We start from the raw sequence: 17,001 nt of genomic DNA on the forward strand, positions 1-17,001 counted from the left end.
ATCAATAGAGGTCGTTGCGGTAGTGGTCCTCAATGATCGCGCCCAGGGAGCCGAGCCCGCTGCCGAGGTTGGCGGCCATCTTCTCCGCCATCTGCGCGGTGACCTGGGCGTAGAAGTTGGTGCCGAGGGTGAGCGCGTCGGCCAGGCCCCGGCGGTCGTCCGCCCAGAGCCCGGCGCGGATCACGGCCTTGCCGCACTGGAAGAACGCCTCGCGCACCCGCACGATCGTGGCGAGGACGGCGGGTTTGCCCTCGGCACCGAGCCGCTCCAACAGACCGGGGTCGTCGGTGAGGAACGCGTCCCCGTTGACCCGAACCGTCTCCCGTACGCCGGGGACGAAGAAGACCATGCCCACGGCCGGGTTGCGGGTGATGTTCTCGAAGGTGTCGGCGGTGCGGTTGCCCGGCCGGTCGGGTACGGCCAGCGTCCACGGGTCCAACACCCGTACCGCGCCCGGTGGATCGCCCTTGGGGCTGGCGTCCACGCCCCCGCTGTCGTCCGCGGTGGCCAGACAGAAGAACGTGCTGTGCGCGATGAAGCGCCGCATGAACTCGCCGATGCACGGCTCCTTCTTCTCCGCGACGAAGGGCTCGGGATAGCCGATGACCTCCCGGACCCGGCCCATGTCGATGGCACGGTAGGCGTCGGCGGCGGTGTGCTCGGGCGCGGGGCCGCGGGCGTCCCACACCTCAGCGGCCGCGGCCGGATCCACGGGGCGCTCCGCTACGGATGAACGGCCGGCGGCCGTGGCCTCAGACATCGAGCACCAGCCGGGGAGTGCGTGCCCGCGAGACACAGAGGTACATCCGGTCGCCCCGCTCCCGCTCCTCCTCCGAGAGGATGTCGTCGCGGTGGTCGGGAACGCCGTCGAGCACCCGCGTCTCGCAGGTGCCGCAGACGCCCTGACGACACGAGCCGGTCACCGGCAGGCCCGCGTCGGCGAGCGCGTCAAGAACGCTCCGCTCCGCCGGTACGCCCACGGTGCGGCCGGAACGGGCGCAGACCACCTCCACCGGGGTGTTGCGCGCCGGCTTCCGCTCCCGCGGCCGGAAACGCTCCATGTGCACGGTCCCCTGGGGCAGTTGCTCGGCCCCGTTGGTGACGGCCTCCAGCAGCGATTCCGGGCCACAGGCATAGACGGCGGTCCCCACAGGGGCCTCCCCCAGCAGCGCGTCCAGGGGCATGCGCCCGGCCGCGTCCCCGGGGTAGAGGCGTACGGCGTCGCGGTGGGGCGCGAGTTCGTCGCGGAAGGCCATGGTGGCGGCGGACCGCCCACCGTAGGCGAGCCGCCACCGGGCTCCCGAGGCGGCGGCCTGACGCACCATCGGCAGGATCGGGGTGATGCCGATGCCGCCGGCGAGGAAGAGGTAGGAGTCGGCCGGCTCGAAGCGGAAGTGGTTGCGGGGGCCGCGGATCCGCAGCAACTGGCCGGGCCGCAGGAAGGAGTGGACGTACTCCGATCCGCCGCGGCTGGCGGGATCCCGTCGCACCGCCACACGGTAACTGGACGGGTCGTCCGGGGCGCCGCAGAGCGAGTACTGCCGCACGATGCCCGTCGGCAGCACCAACTCCACATGGGCCCCGGGCTCCCAGACAGGCAGCCCTTCGCCGTCCGGCCGGGCCAACACCACCGAAACCACTCCCGCGGCCTCCCAACGTAACTGCCGCACGATCACCGGGATTTCCCGCGGCCCACCTTCCGAAGTCGACGCCCCCGCGGCGACCGGCGCGGTCTTGACTGCCATCCCTGCTCCTTCTCCGCACTCCTTCTCGCTGCGCCGAGCTTGCTCACACTGCACCGCACCGCACCGAGAACCAGCGATCGATAACATCGTTAACAACGCCAAACGAAGCTACTGATAACATCGTTAACATGTCAATGCGGGAAAGCAGTGGCGCGGGTACGCGCAAGGCATCGCTCCGACCCGCCACCGTGGTGGACACCGCGCTGGCCCTGGTCAACCACGGGGGCCTGGAGTCCCTGACCATGCGCCGTCTGTCCGACGCCCTGGGAACCCAACCGCCCACCCTGTACCGGCTGTTCCACGACAAGGACGCCCTGGTCGACGCGATGGCCGACGCCGTACTGGCCTCCGCGCTCGGTCCGCTCCCCGGGACCGACTGGGAGACCCGCGTGACCACGCTGGCCGAGCGCCTACGGGCGGCCCTCCTCGCCCAACGGGACGGCGCCCGCATCGTCGGCGGCGCCTACACCACCCGACACCCCACCCTGGCGCTCGCCGACTCCCTGCTGGCCGCCATGGAGGAAGGGGGCTTCACCGGCGAGGCGGCGATGTGCGCCATCACCACGGTCTTCTCCTACGTCCTGGGCGAAACGCTGGAGCAACAGGGACGCACCGATGTGGACCTGGACGACGTCAAAGCCTCGCTCTCCGGCGAGGATTACCCGCACCTGGCCCGCAGCCAGCTGCCGGCCCTGCTCGACTTCGACACCAGGTTCGCCTTCGGCCTCCGAACCATCACGGCCGGCCTCCGGGAGCAACTGACGCACCAACGCACGGCATGAGACACCACTCGCGGCGGCGGCAACGGCCATAACCCAGTAGCGATTTCGGGCCCTCACGGACGAACATGTCCGCATGACCGACCAACTCGCGCGCTGGAGCCAGGCAACCCGCTACATCGACATGTGGGTCGATCCGGACGACGACCCCCGCAACAACGAAGGTCCGAGTCCGGACGGCGAGCTGGCGACGCTGCAGGAGGCCCTGACCAACTACCGCCTGACCCTGCGGATGAAGTGCGAGGGCCTCAACCCCGAGCAGTTGGCCCGGCGTTCGGTTCCGCCGTCGACGATGTCACTGCTCGGCCTGGTCCGGCACCTCGCCAGGGTGGAGCGGGACTGGCGCAACTGGATCAGCGACGGCGACCCGCTGCCGAAGCTGTACGGCGGGCGGGAAGCGGATTTCGACGGGGCCGTCGCCGAGCAGTCCGTGGTCGACGCCGCGTACGACGATCTGGAGCGCGAGCAGGCCGCGACCGACGCCGCGCTGGCCCAACACCCGGACCTGGGCGAGCGTTTGGGGAGGGACGGGATCGCCGTTCGGGAGTTGCTGGTGCACCGGCTCGACGAGTACGCCCGGCACTGCGGGCACGCCGACCTGTTGCGCGAGTGCATCGACGGACGCGTGGGTCAGTGACACGGGTGGGCCAGTGACCCAAGGGAGCCGGCCGGGCGCCATGCGCGAGCAACCTCACAAGAAACACCAGCCACCTACACAACACATCCACATGGACGCGCACTGTTGCCTGACCATGACATGGCCGGCTTGACAGTCACTGTCATCACCCAAGTAGGTTCACTGTGAACCGAATTCGCACTACGCGCCGGTGCTCCCTTTGCCGGCAGGAGGCACGCCCCATGGGTTCCCACGCCCGCCCCAACCGAATACACCGCACCGGAGTCCGGATCGCGATGGTGGCACTCGTCGGTGCCGCCCTGCCGATCACCGCCGGTGGCCTGGCCGAGGCAGCCACGCCCGGCGCCACGCACTCCGCGGACGAGAACGGCAAGAAGAGCACCAAGGCCACCACCACGGCCGACCGGAACCACGACACGTCGCATCAGTCCCGGTCCTCCCAGGCCGGGCAGCACGCCGCCCAGGACCAGGCCGCTCCCCAGATCCACACCGACCACGCCTTCCTGCTCGACGCGCGTGACGGTAGCCAGGAGCGGGAGTTGTGGGCCGGGGCCAAGGCGGACGAGAGCGTGCCGATGGCCAGCACCACCAAGATCATGACCGCCGTGGTGGTGCTCAAGCACCCGGAGTGGCTGGACCGGCAGATCACGGTGAAGCAGGAGTACCGGGACTACGTCCAGAAGGTCGGCGCCAGCACCGCCGACCTCCAGACCGGCGACAGGCTGACCGTCAGACAGCTGCTGCACGCCATGCTGCTCCCGTCCGGCGCGGACGCCGCGCGGGCCCTGGCCGACAACTTCGGCCACGGGGACACCGAGGACGCGCGGATCGCCGACTTCGTGAACCAGATGAACGCCGAGGCGCAGCAACTGGGCATGACCGGCACGCACTTCGACGGCGTCGACGGCTTCTCGCACGGCAACAACCACAGCACCGCCCGCGACCTGGCCAGGCTGGGCCAGCGCGCGATGCTGCAACCGGTGTTCGCCGACATCGTGAAGACCAAGCAGTTCAAGACCGAGGCCCCGGCGGCCAACGGCCACACCCGGTATTACACCTGGAACAACACCAACCAGTTGCTGGGCACTTACGACGGCGCCCTGGGCGTCAAGACCGGCAGCGGCCCGGAGGACGGCTACTGCCTGGTCTTCGCCGCCAAGCGGGACAACCGCACCCTGATCGGCGTGATCCTCAAGGACAACCAGGGCCGCTTCGACGACGCCACCAAGATGCTCGACTGGGGCTTCGCCCACTGAACAGGCAGCACACCCCACGCTGAACGGGTGCCGCACGCCCCACGTGCGGCACCGCCGGGCCCGGGCCCGCACGCGCCGGCCTCGTCGACGACCGCCGCATGCGCCTCAAGGTGTGCGAGCAGACCCATCCAGCGCTCATACCAATTAGTTCTGGTGCGTTCACTATTCACTCTTGGACATGAGTGGTGCCCTGCTGTTTCGCTGTTCCCAGTCACAGCGGCCCAGGCACGACCGTCGGGCCGGACGCCTGACGAGCACGGGAGAACTCCGCACATGTCCCACGCCACACCCATGCCGCGCCGCCGCCTGCTCAGGGCCGGCCTCGCCGCCTCCACCGTCGCATTCGCCACCGCCGCCTCCGCAACGGCCACCTCGGCAACCACCGCATCCGCCGCCTCGGACACTGAACTACGTGATGCGGAACGGGAGTTGTCGGCCCTGGAACGGAAGTACGGTGCCCGCCTGGGCGTGTACGCCCGCAACGTTCGCAGTGGACGAGTGGTGACCCACCGGGCGCAGGAGCGGTTCGCCATGTGCTCGACGTTCAAGGCGTTCGCCTCCGCGGCGATCCTGCGCGATCACGGCCGCTGCGCCCCGCTGGACAAGGTGATCCACTATCCGCCGGCCGACATCGTGCCGAACTCCCCGATCACCTCGAAACACGTCGACACCGGCATGACCATGGGCGAGCTGTGCGCGGCGGCGATCCAGTACAGCGACAACGCGGCGGGCAACCTCCTGCTGCGCCAGCTCGGCGGGCCGCCCGGCCTCACCCGGTTCTTCCGCTCGCTCGGAGACCCGGTGAGCCGCCTGGACCGTTGGGAAACCGACCTGAACTCCGCCGTCCCCGGAGACCTGCGCGACACCACCACACCGGAGGCGTTCGGCAACGGCTTCGCGCGACTGACCGTGGGCCGGGCCCTGGGCGACGCCCAACGCGACCAGCTCATCGACTGGTTGAAGGGCAACACCACCGGCGGCGAACGGCTCCGCAAGGGACTGCCGCACGACTGGGTCGTCGCCGACAAGACAGGCACCGGCGACTACGCCTCCGCCAACGACATCGGCGTCGCCTGGACGACCCGGCGGAGCCCCCTCGTACTGATCGTGCTGACGTCCAAGCCCACCCCGGACGCCCCGGTGGACAACGGGCTGATCTCCGACACCGCGCGCATCCTCGCGCGAACCCTCGCCCCGGGCGAGTGACCCCAGGCCGACACCCAACGACCCGCCCGCCGCTCCCAGGCACGGCCGACGAACGGAAGCAGGTACCAGTCATGCCACCCGAGCGGCCCGGCCCGTCCCGTCGCGCCCTGCTGACGGCCGCCGCCCTCCTCCCCCTGGCCGGGTGCGGGGGCGGCGGCCCGGCCGCCCCCGCACCACCGCACGCGTCCCGCCGCGACGGCGCCCCCGCGGACACCGCACCGTTCGCGGCGCTGGAACGCCAACACGGCGCCCGCCTGGGCGTCTTCGCCGTGGCCACCGGCACGGGCGCCACGGTGACCCACCGCGCGGACGAGCGCTTCGCGTTCTGCTCCACCTTCAAGACGCTCGCCGCCGCGGCCGTCCTGCACCACAACCCGCTGCGCCACCTCGACGAACGCCTCCACTACACAGCAGCCGACGTCAACTCCATCTCACCCATCACCAAGGACCACATCGCCACCGGCATGACCCTCAGGCAGCTGTGCGACGCCGCCATCCGCTACAGCGACGGCACCGCCGGCAACCTCCTGATGCGGGACCTCGGCGGCCCCGCGCGGCTGACCGCCTACCTGCGCGAACTGGGCGACTCCACCGGCCGCATGGACACCTACGAACCCGAACTGAACCGGAACCGCCCGCACGACCCGCGCGACACCACCACGCCCCGTGCGATCGCCGCCGACTACCGCGAATTGGTCCTCGGCGACGCACTGACCGCGGACCGGCGTGCGCTGCTCGAAGACTGGCTCGGGCGCAGCACCACCGGGGCCGACCGCATCCGGGCGGGGCTGCCCCGGTCGTGGACCGTCGCCAACAAGACCGGCACCGGCGACTACGGCAGGGCCAACGACATCGCCGTCGTCCGACCGCCCCAGGCCGCCCCGCTCGTACTGGCCCTCATGTCCGACCGCCCCGGCTACTCCACCCCACCCAGCGACGCCCTGCTCGCCGCAGCCACGCGACACATCGTGAGCACCCTTACCTGATTGCTCGATTGCTTGGTTAAGTGGGTGGGTTGGCGGGTTGGCGGGCTCCCGTGCCTGGTTGGCCCAGGCACGGGAGCCCGTCAACGTCTGGGCGGTCTGGGCGCGTTGACGACACCCCCATACACCACGTACTAACGCTGCCCCTGACGCTGACGCCTCGCCGGGCTTACGCCGAAGGTCCGGCCTTGCGGCGGCGCGCGACGAGCACGGTTCCGGCGCCCGCGAGGGTCACGGCGCCACCGACGGCGGCAAGCGTCGGGAGCAGGTCCGAGGAACCGGTGTCGGCCAGCCTGCCGCTGACCGGGAGCTCGTCGAGGCCGTTTCCGCCGTGCGGCGACGGCTTGTTGCCTGGCTTGTTCCCGACAGTGCCTGGCCGCCCGTGGTTGCCGGCCGCGCCGTGGCCCTCCCCGGGCCCGGCGGGCTTGCCCGTGGCGTCGTCCACCTTGCCCGGCTTGCTGCCGGGGGTGAGGACGGCGAAGTCGAACTGGCTGATCTTGTCGAAGCCGCAGGTGCCGTCCGCGCCGTAGGCATGCCCGATCGTGAAGAAGTAGCCCGAGCCGGCGCGGGCCTTCCCGCCGATCTTGATGCGCATCTTGGCGTCCGCGTACTCGCCGGGCTCCAGCCGCTTGATGGTGGCGAAACCGTCGTTGTCCCGGAACTCGGCGCCCTCGCCCTCGACGGGCTTCCAGCGGCCGGTCTTCGGGTTGAACCACTCGACCGTGACGTCCAGTTCGGCCACGTCGTCAAGGTGCGGATCGGCGGTGCCGAGGTAGAGGGAGACGTCGGTCTCCATCACCGTGATCTTGGAGACGTTGGTCACGCGGTAGGTGAACTCGTGCCAGCCGGAACCCGCGACGATCTTGCTCGGCAGCCCGACCAGTCCCGTCTTGCCGCGGTCCTCGTCGAAGATCGGCTGACAGAAGGTGGGGCGGGTGTAGGTGGGGGACGGCGTGGCGTCCGGCCCGGTCGAACCCGAGGCGTTCGGGGTGGGCTTGGCGGCGGTGGTGGGGACCGGCGCCGCGGTCGGCCCCTGGGTGACGTCCTCGCCGCCGCCGTGGCCGCCGGTGGAGCTGCCACCGTTGTGGCCGCCATCTGCGGTGGGCGGAGGCGGAGTTGGGGAGGCGGCGGGCCGGTCCGGCACGGAGTGCGTGGGACCGGGCGTGGGCGCCTCTCCCGCCGCCTGCGCGGCCGGGGCCGCGAGCAGTGCCACGGGGCCGATGACCGTCGTCACGACGGCGGTCGCCAGAGCGCGGTGAAGCTGCTTCATTGAGACCTTTCCATGGAAGTCGGCCCGCACGGCTCCCGATCGGGCAAGCCAGGCAAGGCCGTACAAGTGCGTATACGTGACCGCGGGGTTGACCGGAAGGTTGCGCGGCGGACACCCCTTTCCCGTGTGATCGTCCTCACGGGGGCCTGGGGGAGTGAGTTCGGCCGGCACCACCGACGTCGAGGAGGGCCCGCACGCCATGACGTACACGACCACGACCGTCCATGTCCCGATCTCCGACGGCGACCCCAACCACACAGACCACCAAGCCCCAACCCCCCTCTCGCAGACGAGCCGTAGCGGAGTACCGTGGCCGCCCACACCGGAGTTGAGAAACTCAGCCAATGACGTACGTGACGACACCCGACGGGACCCGCATCGCCTACCAGCTCCAAGGCAGCGGAGCACCACTCATCCTGCTGGCGGGCCAGGCCAACAACCACCACTGGTGGGACCCGGTCCGCGCCGACTTCCACCCCGCCCGCAGCACCCTCACCCTCGACTACCGCGGCACCGGCGACAGCGACAAGCCCAACACCCCCCACAGCACCGAGCTGTTCGCCCAGGACGTCATCGCCATCCTCGACGACCTCGGCATCGACCGGGCCGACGTCTACGGCACGTCCATGGGCGGCCGTGTTGCCCAGCAACTCGCCGCCCGCCACCCACACCGAGTCGGCGCCCTGGTCCTGGGCTGCACCTCCCCCGGCGGCCCGCACAGCATCGAACGCGGCAACGACGTCCGCCGGGCCCTGGCCCAGCCGCACCCCGGAGCCGCGCGGCAAGCCCTGCTGCAGCTCATGTACACACCCCGCTGGCTCGCCGAACACCCCGGCCCGCACCACACCCTCGGCGACCCCGACATGCCCGCCCACTCCCGGCGCCACCACCTCGCAGCCAGCAACCAACACAACGCCTGGGACCTCCTGCCCCGCATCAGCGCACCCACCCTGGTCCTCCACGGAACCGACGACCTGCTCAACCCCACCGCCAACGCCCACCTGCTCGCCCGCCGCATCCCCGATGCCCGACTCCACCTGATCCCCGGCACCCGTCACGCCTACTTCGAGGAAGCCCGCACCCACGCCAGCCCCCTGGTCCTGGACTTCCTCACCACCACCTCGTACCAGCCATAGAGACGCGGCGAGCCACCCACCGCCCAACGGGCCCGAGTCCCACTCGGCGGAGCCGAGCCGTCGCCGGTACGTCCACAGGAGTACGGCAAGCGCCTCCGGCCAGGGGACGCCCCGGCGAGTGCCGTCCGGTGAACTGGGGTGCGCCGGAAGCGACTTCGCGCCGGCACCGGCCTCAACACCTGGAGTTGTCGACGATGCCACCTTCCGCCTCACCCCGCCGTCGACCCGCAGGAGCACTCAGCGGTGTCCTGTACGTGCTGTTCTTCGTGGCCAGCATCGTGATCAGTAGCGTCACCGCGCCGAACGGCCCGTTCGCCACCCCGTATTCCAGCGATGCGGTGGTCCGGCAGTACCTGCGCACCGACCCCGCCGCGCTGCACCGCTCGCTACAGCTCTCGTCGTTGCTCCAGATGCTGTCGGCGCTGGCGCTGCTGGCCTTCATCCCGTGGCTCACCGACTTCGTGGCACGCCACGGCACCTCCGTACGGGCGGGCGTGGTACGGGCCATGGGAACCACCTCCGCGGTTCTGCTGGTGCTCTCCGCGAGTGGGGGCTGGCTGTTGTCGATGCTGGGCTCGTCGGCCGAACTGTCCGTGGCCCGCGCCTTGATGGACCTGGCCTTCATCACTGGTGCCGCTCCCGCGATCGGCACTCTCGGCCTGGCCCTGTGGGTGGTCTCCCGCACCGCACTGACCAGCCGAACACTGCCTGTCTGGGCGGGCTGGTCCGGCCTCGTCCTGGCCGCGGCCAGCGTGCTGTCGCTGCTGTCACTGGTCGCCGAGCCGGCCACGGTACTGATCCCGTTCGGCCGCTATGGGGGCTTCGCCTGGTTCACCGGGGTAAGCCTGACGCTGTGGCGCCGGGCGACTCCTGCGGCCCTCCCGGCAACGGACGCCCACGTGGGGCGTTCGACACATCAGCCCTCAACTACAGCATGACGGGACCGTGGAGCCACGTTGATTGCCAACTCAGCCGTGCGCGAGTTCAGAGTGTGCGTGTCGGAGGTGCGCCCCGGTCACATATTGATCATGTGCCCCGCGAGACCGTGCACCGCTTCCTGGATGGCCTCGCCGAGGGTGGGGTGGCCATGCACGTTGCGGGCCACCTCATGGACCGTCAGATCCCACTTCTGTGCCAGCGTCAACTCCGGGAGCAGTTCGGTGACTTCGGGGCCGATGAGATGGGCGCCGATGATCTCCCCGTAGCGGGCGTCGCTGATGAGCTTGGCAAACCCGGCGGTGTCCCCGAGGCCGTGGGCCTTGGCGTTGGCGGTGAACGGGAACTTGGCCACCCGCACGTCGAAGCCCTGCTCGCGGGCCTGGGCCTCGGTCCAGCCGAAGCTGGCGATCTGCGGCTGACAGAACGTCACCCGCGGGATCATCAGGTAGTCCAGTTCCATCGTCTCGGTGCCGCCGATGGTTTCGGCGGCGACGACCCCCATCGCCTCGGCGGCGTGCGCCAGCATCAGCTTGGCGGTGACGTCGCCGATGGCGAAGATATGCGGCACGTTCGTCCGGCAGCGGCCGTCGATGTCGATGGCGCCGCGCTCGGTCAGCCGGACGCCGGTGTTCTCCAACCCGAAGCCGGTGGTGCGTGGTTGGAAGCCGATGGCCTGGAGGACCTGGTCGGCCTCCAGGGTCTGACGCTGGCCGCCGGTGGTGACCGTGACGCGCACCTTCTCCCCGGAGTCGTCGATGCCCTCGACGCGGGTGGAGGGCAGCACGTTGATGCCCAACTTGCGGTACCGACGCGCGAGTTCGGCGGACACCTCCTCGTCCTCCAACGGTACGACGCGGTCGAGGAACTCCACGAGGGTGACCTCGACGCCGTAGTTGGCAAGGATGTAGGCGAACTCGACGCCGATGGCGCCCGCCCCGGCGATCACGATGCTGCCCGGCAGTTCGTCGGAGAGGATCTGCTCCTCGTAGGTCACGACCCGGCGGCTCAGTGCCGTGCCGGGCAGCAGGCGGGTGACCGAACCAGTGGCGATGATCGCGTGGCCGAAGGTGAGGGTCTCGGTGCGGCCGTCGCCCAGTGTGACGTGGAGGGTGTGCGGGTCGATGAAGGCGCCGACGCCCTCGAACTGCTCGATCTTGTTCTTCTTCATCAGGAAGTGCACGCCCTTGGCGCGGCCTTCGGCCACCCGGCGGCTGCGCAGGAACGCCTCCCGGTAGTCGAAGGTGACCTGCCCGTCGATCCGCATGCCGAAGGTCTTCGCCTCGCGGCCGACGATGTGGGCGATCTCGGCGTTGCGGAGCAGCGCCTTCGACGGTACGCAGCCGATGTTGAGGCAGACGCCGCCCCAGTACTTGGCCTCGACGATCGCGGTGCGCAGGCCGAGCTGGGCGGCCCGGATCGCGGCGACATACCCCCCGGGACCGGCGCCCAGGACCACCACGTCGAACTGTGTGTTCATGTCGGGAGCCCGCCTCCGGTGCCCGTGCCGGGCGTGCGGCCGCCCGTGCTGCGCTCGCTACGCTCGTTCATGTTCGGCAGCCTAGGTCGGGGCGGACAGGGCCGCAGCGCGTCACGGTCCAGGCGGGGGGCGGCGATGCGCCCGGGGTTCGGCGCCTTTGGAGCCCGTCGTGGGGAGATTTTGTCCGGTTAGGTCCTTGCCGTGGTGATCGACGCACCGCACTGTCGATCGCGACAGTCGCGATCTTCCCGGATTGCCCCTTAGCGCTTCTCCCGTCCCACAAACCCCACAAGGCCCACCATGACCGAATCCCATACCGCGGCGCACCGCGCCGCCCTCGAACGCTTCATACAGACCCGCGAGTTCAGCTGCCTGGGCGCGCGGGCCGCCCTCAAACGCGACACCCTCACCCACCGCCACTACGGGGAGCTGGGCGATCCGCGGTCCGCCGAGCAGAACCACCGCGATGTGCTGGTGTACGCCGCGGAGGTCCGGCCGCACCTGTCGTCCCAGAGCTTCTGCACCTTCGTGGCGACCTTCGACGGCCCCGGCGACCTCGACGAACTCGGCTACGAGCAGGCGCTGTGGCGGCACCTTCAGCACATCCACGACCTCGACAGCCGCGACCACGGCACCGAGACGGGCTACACCTCCGACCCCACCCGGCCCGAGTTCGGATTCCACGTGGGCGGGATGTCGTTCTTCCTGGTCGGGATGCACCCGGGCGCGTCCCGGGCCAGTCGCCGCTTCCCGGTGCCGGCCGTCGCGTTCAACTCCCTGACGCAGTTCGTGCTGCTCGGCGAGAAGTTCTCCTCGATGCAGGATGCGATCCGGCGGCGCGAGGTGCGCAACAACGCTTCCGTGAACCCGAGTTTCGTGACGTACGAGTACGAGCAGCCGGCCCGGCACTTCTCGGGCCGGTACACGGAGCGGGCGTGGTCGTGCCCGTTCACCTCCCGCCACGACGAGGCCACGGCCCTCGGTGCCGATGACGCGGACGGTGAGCTGATCCGGCCACCGGCGTAGCGCCGGGGGCCCGGTACGGCGAAGGGCCCGGCGACCGAGGTCGCCGGGCCCTGGCCCGTGCCGTTCGTGGTGGGTGTCAGTTCACCGTGTCGTGGCTGAGCTCGATGTCGCACTCGGTCTGCCCGGAGGCGTCCAACCGCAGCGAGGTGGCGGCCGGCGGGTAGCCGCTGGCGATCAGCGTGTACTCGCCGCTGTCGAGGTCGGTGAAGACGTACTCACCGTCGTGGCCGCTGGTGGCGCTGCCCACGACGTTGCCCGTGGGGTCCAGCAGGGTGACCCGGGCGTCGTTGACCGCGCCGCCCTGTGCGGTGCGGACGGTGCCGCGCACCTGGGCGCCCAACGTCAGCCGGATCTCGTACCAGTTGCGGTTGCCGGCGGCGACCTCCACCTGGAGGGCCGACGGGCGGTGCCGCTCCGCGCTGACGGCCAGCGTGTAGCTGCCGGGCGTCAGCTCATTGAACGCGAAGCCGCCGTCCTGGCCGACCACGCCGGAGGCCACGACCTCGCCGCGCACGTCGGTGGCGACGACCAGCGCACCGGGTACCGGGTCGTCGTTCTTCTCCTCGCGGACCTCGCCGGAGAGTCCGGCCGCGCCGCTCAACGTCAGGTCGAAGGCGGCCGGTTCGGCGCCCACCACGACCGTCAGCGCCTGCGGCTTGCGGGCGCCTGCGGAGCCGATCAGGACGTAGGTGCCGGGGCCGGTGGTCGGCAGCGCGTAGCCGCCGTCGGCGTCGGTGGTGGCGCGGCCGAGCTGGCGGCCGCCGACGCTGATCAGGGTGACCGCGGCCTGCGGTACCGGTCGTCCGTCGCTGTCCCGCACCGTGCCGTGGACCGCCGGTCCGGACGCCGTCGGCCCGGGGTCCGGGGCGCTCTCGACGGCCGCGGCGACCGGGGCCGCCTGCTCCGGGGCGGGCGCGGCGGCCTCCGCCGCCGGCGGGGTCTCGCCGTTGGCCTCGGCCTCGGCCTGGGCGCGTGCCTGGAGGCCGGACATCTGCCGCAGCGGCATCTCCTTGATGAACCACATCAGCAGGAAGGCGACCGCGACGACGATCGCGCCCATCAGGAAGACGGTGTGCATGGAGTCGGCGAAGCCGCGCTTGAACGGCTCGGCCAGCCGCGGGTCGAGGTGCTGGATGAACGAGGAGTCGCTCAGCACGCCCGAAGAGCCGCCGTTGCCGGGGTGCTTGAGCATGTCGAGCACCGGCTTGTTGGCCGGGTCCTGAAGCACCGAGGGGTCCTTGAGCGCTTCCTGGAAGCGCAGGGTGGAGGCCGCCTTCTTGAACGCGTCGCCGATCTTGTCGCCGACGGTGCTGAACAGCACCGACAGGAAGATCGCGGTACCGGCGGTGGCGCCCATCTGCCGGAAGAAGGTGGACGAGGCGGTCGCCACGCCCATGTCCTTCGGCGGCACCGCGTTCTGCACGGCCAGCACCAGGGTCTGCATGCAGCCGCCCAGGCCGAGGCCGAAGACGAGCATGTAGACCATGGTTTCCCACAGCGGGGTGTCCCACTGGACGCGGAAGTGGAAGAGCAGCATCGCGCCGACCATCAGCGCGGTGCCGATGATCGGGAAGACCTTGTAGCGGCCGGTCTTGGCGGTGATCTGGCCGGAGACGATCGAGGCGATCATCATGCCCGCCATCAACGGCAGCATTTCCAGGCCGGACTTGGTGGGGCTGGCGCCCTTCACGATCTGGAGGTACTGCGGGATCATCAGCATCCCGCCGAACATGCCCATGCCGATCAGCACGGACAGCAGGCTGGTCTTGCTGAAGGTGCCGTTGCGGAACAGCCGCATCGGGATCAGCGCGTCGTCGCCCATCCGTCGCTCGACGAAGATCCAGGCGATGATGCCGACGACGCCGATGACGTAACAGGCAAGGGAGTTGGAGGAGGTCCAGCCCCACTCCCGCCCCTGCTCGGCGACGAGCAGCAGCGGGACGACGCCGATGCTGATGGTCAGCGCGCCCCACCAGTCGATGCGGTGGTTGCGCCGGGTGTGCGGGATGTTGAGGACCTTGGCCACCACGAACAGCGCGATGATGCCGATCGGCACGTTGACCAGGAAGACCCAGCGCCAGCCTGTGATGCCGAGCAGGTGGGCCTGGCCGGCCAGCGCGCCGCCGATCAGCGGACCGGCGACGCTGGAGGTGGCGAACGTCCCGAGCATGTAGCCCTGGTACCGGGCGCGCTCCCGGGGCGGGACGATGTCACCGATGATCGCCAGTGCCAGCGACATCAGACCACCGGCGCCGAGGCCCTGGATGGCGCGGAACGCGGCGAGTTCGGTCATCGAGGTGGAGAAGGTGCACAGCACCGAGCCGATGACGAAGATGCTGATCGCCGCCAGGTAGTACGGCTTGCGACCGTGCAGGTCGGACAGCTTGCCGTACAGCGGGGTGGCGATCGTCGAGGTGATCAGGTAGGCGGTGGTCGCCCAGGCTTGCTGGCTCAGGCCGTGCAGGTCGTCGGCGATGGTCCTGATGGACGTGGAGACGATGGTCTGGTCGAGCGCGGCAAGGAACATCCCCAGCATCAGACCGCTGAGGATGGTGAGGATCTGGCGGTGGCTGAGCGCCCCCGCCCCCGGTATCGCCTTGGCTTGCGCCCCCGGCGGAGAGGTGGCTGTGCTCATCTACGTATCTCTCCCTGCTCCACGGCGGTGCCCTGGTCTCCCCCTGAGCACGGTCGTGAGTGTTGACGTTCTGCCAGGTCGTGGTTGAGCCGGCTCATCAGCCGGATCAGGTCGGCCCGGTCCTGCGGCGACCAGGGTTCGAGGATCCCGGCCAACTCGTCGTCCCGCTGACGCCGGTAGTCCTCGAAGCGTGCCCGCCCCGCCTCGGTGGCGGTCAGCAGCGAACCGCGCCGGTCCTCCGGGTCCGGGCGTCGGGCGACCAGACCGCGCTCGACCAGCGAGCGGACCTGCCTGCTGACGGTGGACAGGTCCAGGAAGGCGTCGGCGGCGAGGTCGGTCGCCCGTTGGTCGCCGCCGCACACCAGCCGGGCCAGCAGCACCCGGTCGGCGGCGCCGGCGTCGTGCTTGACCCGTTGCTTCCAGGCCGCGATCAGGCGGGTGAAGCGGACCATCTCGGTCCCCAGTCCCGCGGCCGCCTCGTCCAGACTCGACGCGGCGGTGATCTCCGGGACCCCCGCTCCGTCGGAGGCATGGACCGTGCCGTTGCTCATCCTCGTGATCCTTCGCACTCAATGGGCGCATGCGTGAAAGCGCGATCCAGCCGGTCCACTGGATACATTGCTTGTATCCAGCAAGCATAGCGGGTGGAAGCAGCTCCCGCTGACCAAGGGCCGACCTGCCGCGGCACGGACGCCGGAGCGTCAATCGGGCACCCCCGACACCACCCACCACTCCCCCACGGAAAAGTCCCGCCAAGGTGGTAGATATGCCGGCAATACTCGACCGCCCCCGACCGGAAGGGAGAAGTCATGTCGTCGAAGCGTCGCCGCAAGAAGAAGGCGCGCCGCAACCATGCGGCCAATCACGGCAAGCGCCCGCAGTCCTGAGCGGGCCCGCGGCTAACCGGGGCTGGGCGCCTCGGGAAGCTGCTGGGTGATGCAGTGGACCCCGCCGCCACCGAAGGCGAGTGTCGGGGCCGGCACACCCACCACCCGGCGGCCGGGCAGCGCGGCGGCGAGCACCGCGAGCGCCTCCTCGTCCCGGTCGCCGCCGCCGACCGGCACCACCGCCCCGCCGTTGGCGAGGTAGAAGTTGAGGTACCCGACCTCGACCTCCTCGCCGTCGACCGTGCCGTAGGCGGTCTGCGGTAGTTCGACGATCTCCAGCTCCCGGCCCCGGGCGTCGGTGGCCGCCTCCAGGACCGCACGGTTGGCCCGCATCCGGGCGTGATCGGGGTGCCGCTCGTCATCGGGTACGAAGGCGACGACCTTCCCGGGCGCCACGAAGGCGCAGACCCCGTCCACATGACCGTCGGTCTCGGCGTCCTCCAGCCCGCCGTACGGCAGCCAGATCACCTTGTCGATCCCCAGGCGCCGGCCGAGCTCGGCCTCCATCTCCGCCCGCCCCATGCCCGGGTTGCGGTTGGGGTGCAGCAGACACTGCTCGGTGGTGATCAGCGTGCCCTCGCCGTCGACGGTGATCGCCCCGCCCTCCAGCACCATCTCGGAGTGCACCCGGTCGATGCGCAACCGGTCCAACAGCCGCGCGGCCAGCCGGTCGTCGTCATCCCAGGGACGGTGCTTGCCGCCCCAGGCATTGAAGCGGAAGTCCACGCCGACCCGGCGCCCGTCCTCGGTGAACGCGAAGATCGGGCCCGCGTCCCGCATCCAGGAGTCGTCCAGGGGCAGTTCGACGACCTCGATGCCCGCGCCGCACTGCGCACGGGCCTGGGCGCCCTGCCCCGGCGCGGCCACCATCAGCACCGGCTCGAACGCGGAGATCGCGCGGGCCACTTCGGCATACTCCCGCCGAGCGGCCCCAAACGCCGCTCCCCACAGGGATTCCCGGCTCGGCCAGGCCATCAGACAGAGCTCGTGCTCGGCCCATTCGGCGGGCATCCGAGGACGCATGA

At 70.4% G+C, this 17,001-nt stretch carries 15 protein-coding genes; 8 read left to right on the forward strand and 7 right to left on the reverse strand.

All coding sequences use genetic code 11. The features are described from left to right. Window position 1: 1 nt before the first annotated feature. Entirely contained in the window at window positions 2–712 is a 711-nt protein-coding gene (locus ACFVFQ_RS04295; protein ID WP_383408375.1) for an MSMEG_1061 family FMN-dependent PPOX-type flavoprotein, read from the reverse strand. 40 nt (window positions 713–752) lie between these two features. Beyond that, the gene (locus ACFVFQ_RS04300) at window positions 753–1,745 is read right to left on the reverse strand and encodes a PDR/VanB family oxidoreductase (protein WP_383408378.1); all 993 of its coding nucleotides are present in this window, start codon (window positions 1,743–1,745) and stop codon (window positions 753–755) included. A 128-nt stretch (window positions 1,746–1,873) separates the two neighbouring features. Here ACFVFQ_RS04300 and ACFVFQ_RS04305 point away from each other — a divergent pair, with 128 nt between their 5' ends. The 5 genes from ACFVFQ_RS04305 to bla (ACFVFQ_RS04325) all read left to right on the forward strand — a co-directional run bounded on the left by ACFVFQ_RS04305 (window position 1,874) and on the right by bla (ACFVFQ_RS04325) (window position 6,609). Beyond that, on the forward strand, window positions 1,874–2,527 hold the full coding sequence (locus ACFVFQ_RS04305; protein ID WP_383408381.1) for a TetR/AcrR family transcriptional regulator C-terminal domain-containing protein: 654 nt from the start codon (window positions 1,874–1,876) through the stop codon (window positions 2,525–2,527). A gap of 73 nt (window positions 2,528–2,600) precedes the next feature. Then, window positions 2,601–3,161, forward strand: coding sequence for a DinB family protein (locus tag ACFVFQ_RS04310; RefSeq protein WP_383408384.1), 561 nt, complete (start codon window positions 2,601–2,603; stop codon window positions 3,159–3,161). A gap of 221 nt (window positions 3,162–3,382) precedes the next feature. Further along, window positions 3,383–4,417 (forward strand): D-alanyl-D-alanine carboxypeptidase family protein, encoded by a 1,035-nt coding sequence (locus ACFVFQ_RS04315; protein ID WP_383408388.1) that lies wholly within the window; start codon window positions 3,383–3,385, stop codon window positions 4,415–4,417. Window positions 4,418–4,708: 291 nt separating this feature from the next. Beyond that, window positions 4,709–5,623 carry a class A beta-lactamase gene (bla, locus tag ACFVFQ_RS04320; RefSeq protein ID WP_383408951.1) on the forward strand — a complete coding sequence of 305 codons (915 nt, stop codon included), beginning with the start codon at window positions 4,709–4,711 and terminating at the stop codon, window positions 5,621–5,623. Window positions 5,624–5,694: 71 nt separating this feature from the next. Continuing rightward, window positions 5,695–6,609, forward strand: a complete 915-nt coding sequence (gene bla, locus ACFVFQ_RS04325) for a class A beta-lactamase (protein WP_383408391.1) — start codon at window positions 5,695–5,697, stop codon at window positions 6,607–6,609. A 166-nt stretch (window positions 6,610–6,775) separates the two neighbouring features. Here bla (ACFVFQ_RS04325) and ACFVFQ_RS04330 read toward each other — a convergent pair whose 3' ends face one another. Then, window positions 6,776–7,876, reverse strand: coding sequence for a hypothetical protein (locus ACFVFQ_RS04330; RefSeq protein ID WP_383408393.1), 1,101 nt, complete (start codon window positions 7,874–7,876; stop codon window positions 6,776–6,778). Between the two features lie 344 nt (window positions 7,877–8,220). Between ACFVFQ_RS04330 and ACFVFQ_RS04335 the strand changes: the two genes are divergently transcribed. Further along, entirely contained in the window at window positions 8,221–9,012 is a 792-nt protein-coding gene (locus ACFVFQ_RS04335) for an alpha/beta fold hydrolase (protein ID WP_383408396.1), read from the forward strand. Window positions 9,013–9,266: 254 nt separating this feature from the next. Continuing rightward, entirely contained in the window at window positions 9,267–9,950 is a 684-nt protein-coding gene (locus tag ACFVFQ_RS04340; protein WP_383408399.1) for a hypothetical protein, read from the forward strand. Between the two features lie 77 nt (window positions 9,951–10,027). Here the strand turns inward: ACFVFQ_RS04340 and lpdA are convergent, their stop codons facing one another. Then, window positions 10,028–11,428: a dihydrolipoyl dehydrogenase gene (gene lpdA / locus ACFVFQ_RS04345; RefSeq protein ID WP_383408402.1), complete on the reverse strand. Its 1,401-nt coding sequence runs from the start codon at window positions 11,426–11,428 to the stop codon at window positions 10,028–10,030. Between the two features lie 300 nt (window positions 11,429–11,728). Between lpdA and gntA the strand changes: the two genes are divergently transcribed. Then, window positions 11,729–12,454 (forward strand): guanitoxin biosynthesis heme-dependent pre-guanitoxin N-hydroxylase GntA, encoded by a 726-nt coding sequence (gene gntA / locus ACFVFQ_RS04350; RefSeq protein ID WP_383408405.1) that lies wholly within the window; start codon window positions 11,729–11,731, stop codon window positions 12,452–12,454. Window positions 12,455–12,530: 76 nt separating this feature from the next. On the opposite strand, the gene ACFVFQ_RS04355 is transcribed toward gntA, so the two are convergent. The 3 genes from ACFVFQ_RS04355 to ACFVFQ_RS04365 form a co-directional block, all read right to left on the reverse strand. Next, window positions 12,531–15,089 (reverse strand): MFS transporter, encoded by a 2,559-nt coding sequence (locus ACFVFQ_RS04355; RefSeq protein WP_383408408.1) that lies wholly within the window; start codon window positions 15,087–15,089, stop codon window positions 12,531–12,533. Further along, the gene (locus ACFVFQ_RS04360) at window positions 15,086–15,640 is read right to left on the reverse strand and encodes a MarR family winged helix-turn-helix transcriptional regulator (protein ID WP_383408411.1); all 555 of its coding nucleotides are present in this window, start codon (window positions 15,638–15,640) and stop codon (window positions 15,086–15,088) included. Before ACFVFQ_RS04360 ends, ACFVFQ_RS04355 begins: the two co-directional genes overlap by 4 nt. A gap of 348 nt (window positions 15,641–15,988) precedes the next feature. After that, on the reverse strand, window positions 15,989–16,999 hold the full coding sequence (locus ACFVFQ_RS04365; RefSeq protein ID WP_383408414.1) for an agmatine/peptidylarginine deiminase: 1,011 nt from the start codon (window positions 16,997–16,999) through the stop codon (window positions 15,989–15,991). Between the last annotated feature and the right edge of the window lie 2 nt (window positions 17,000–17,001).

Source organism: Streptomyces sp. NPDC057743, assembly GCF_042798755.1.
In the GTDB taxonomy this organism is placed as follows: Bacteria; Actinomycetota; Actinomycetes; order Streptomycetales; family Streptomycetaceae; genus Streptomyces.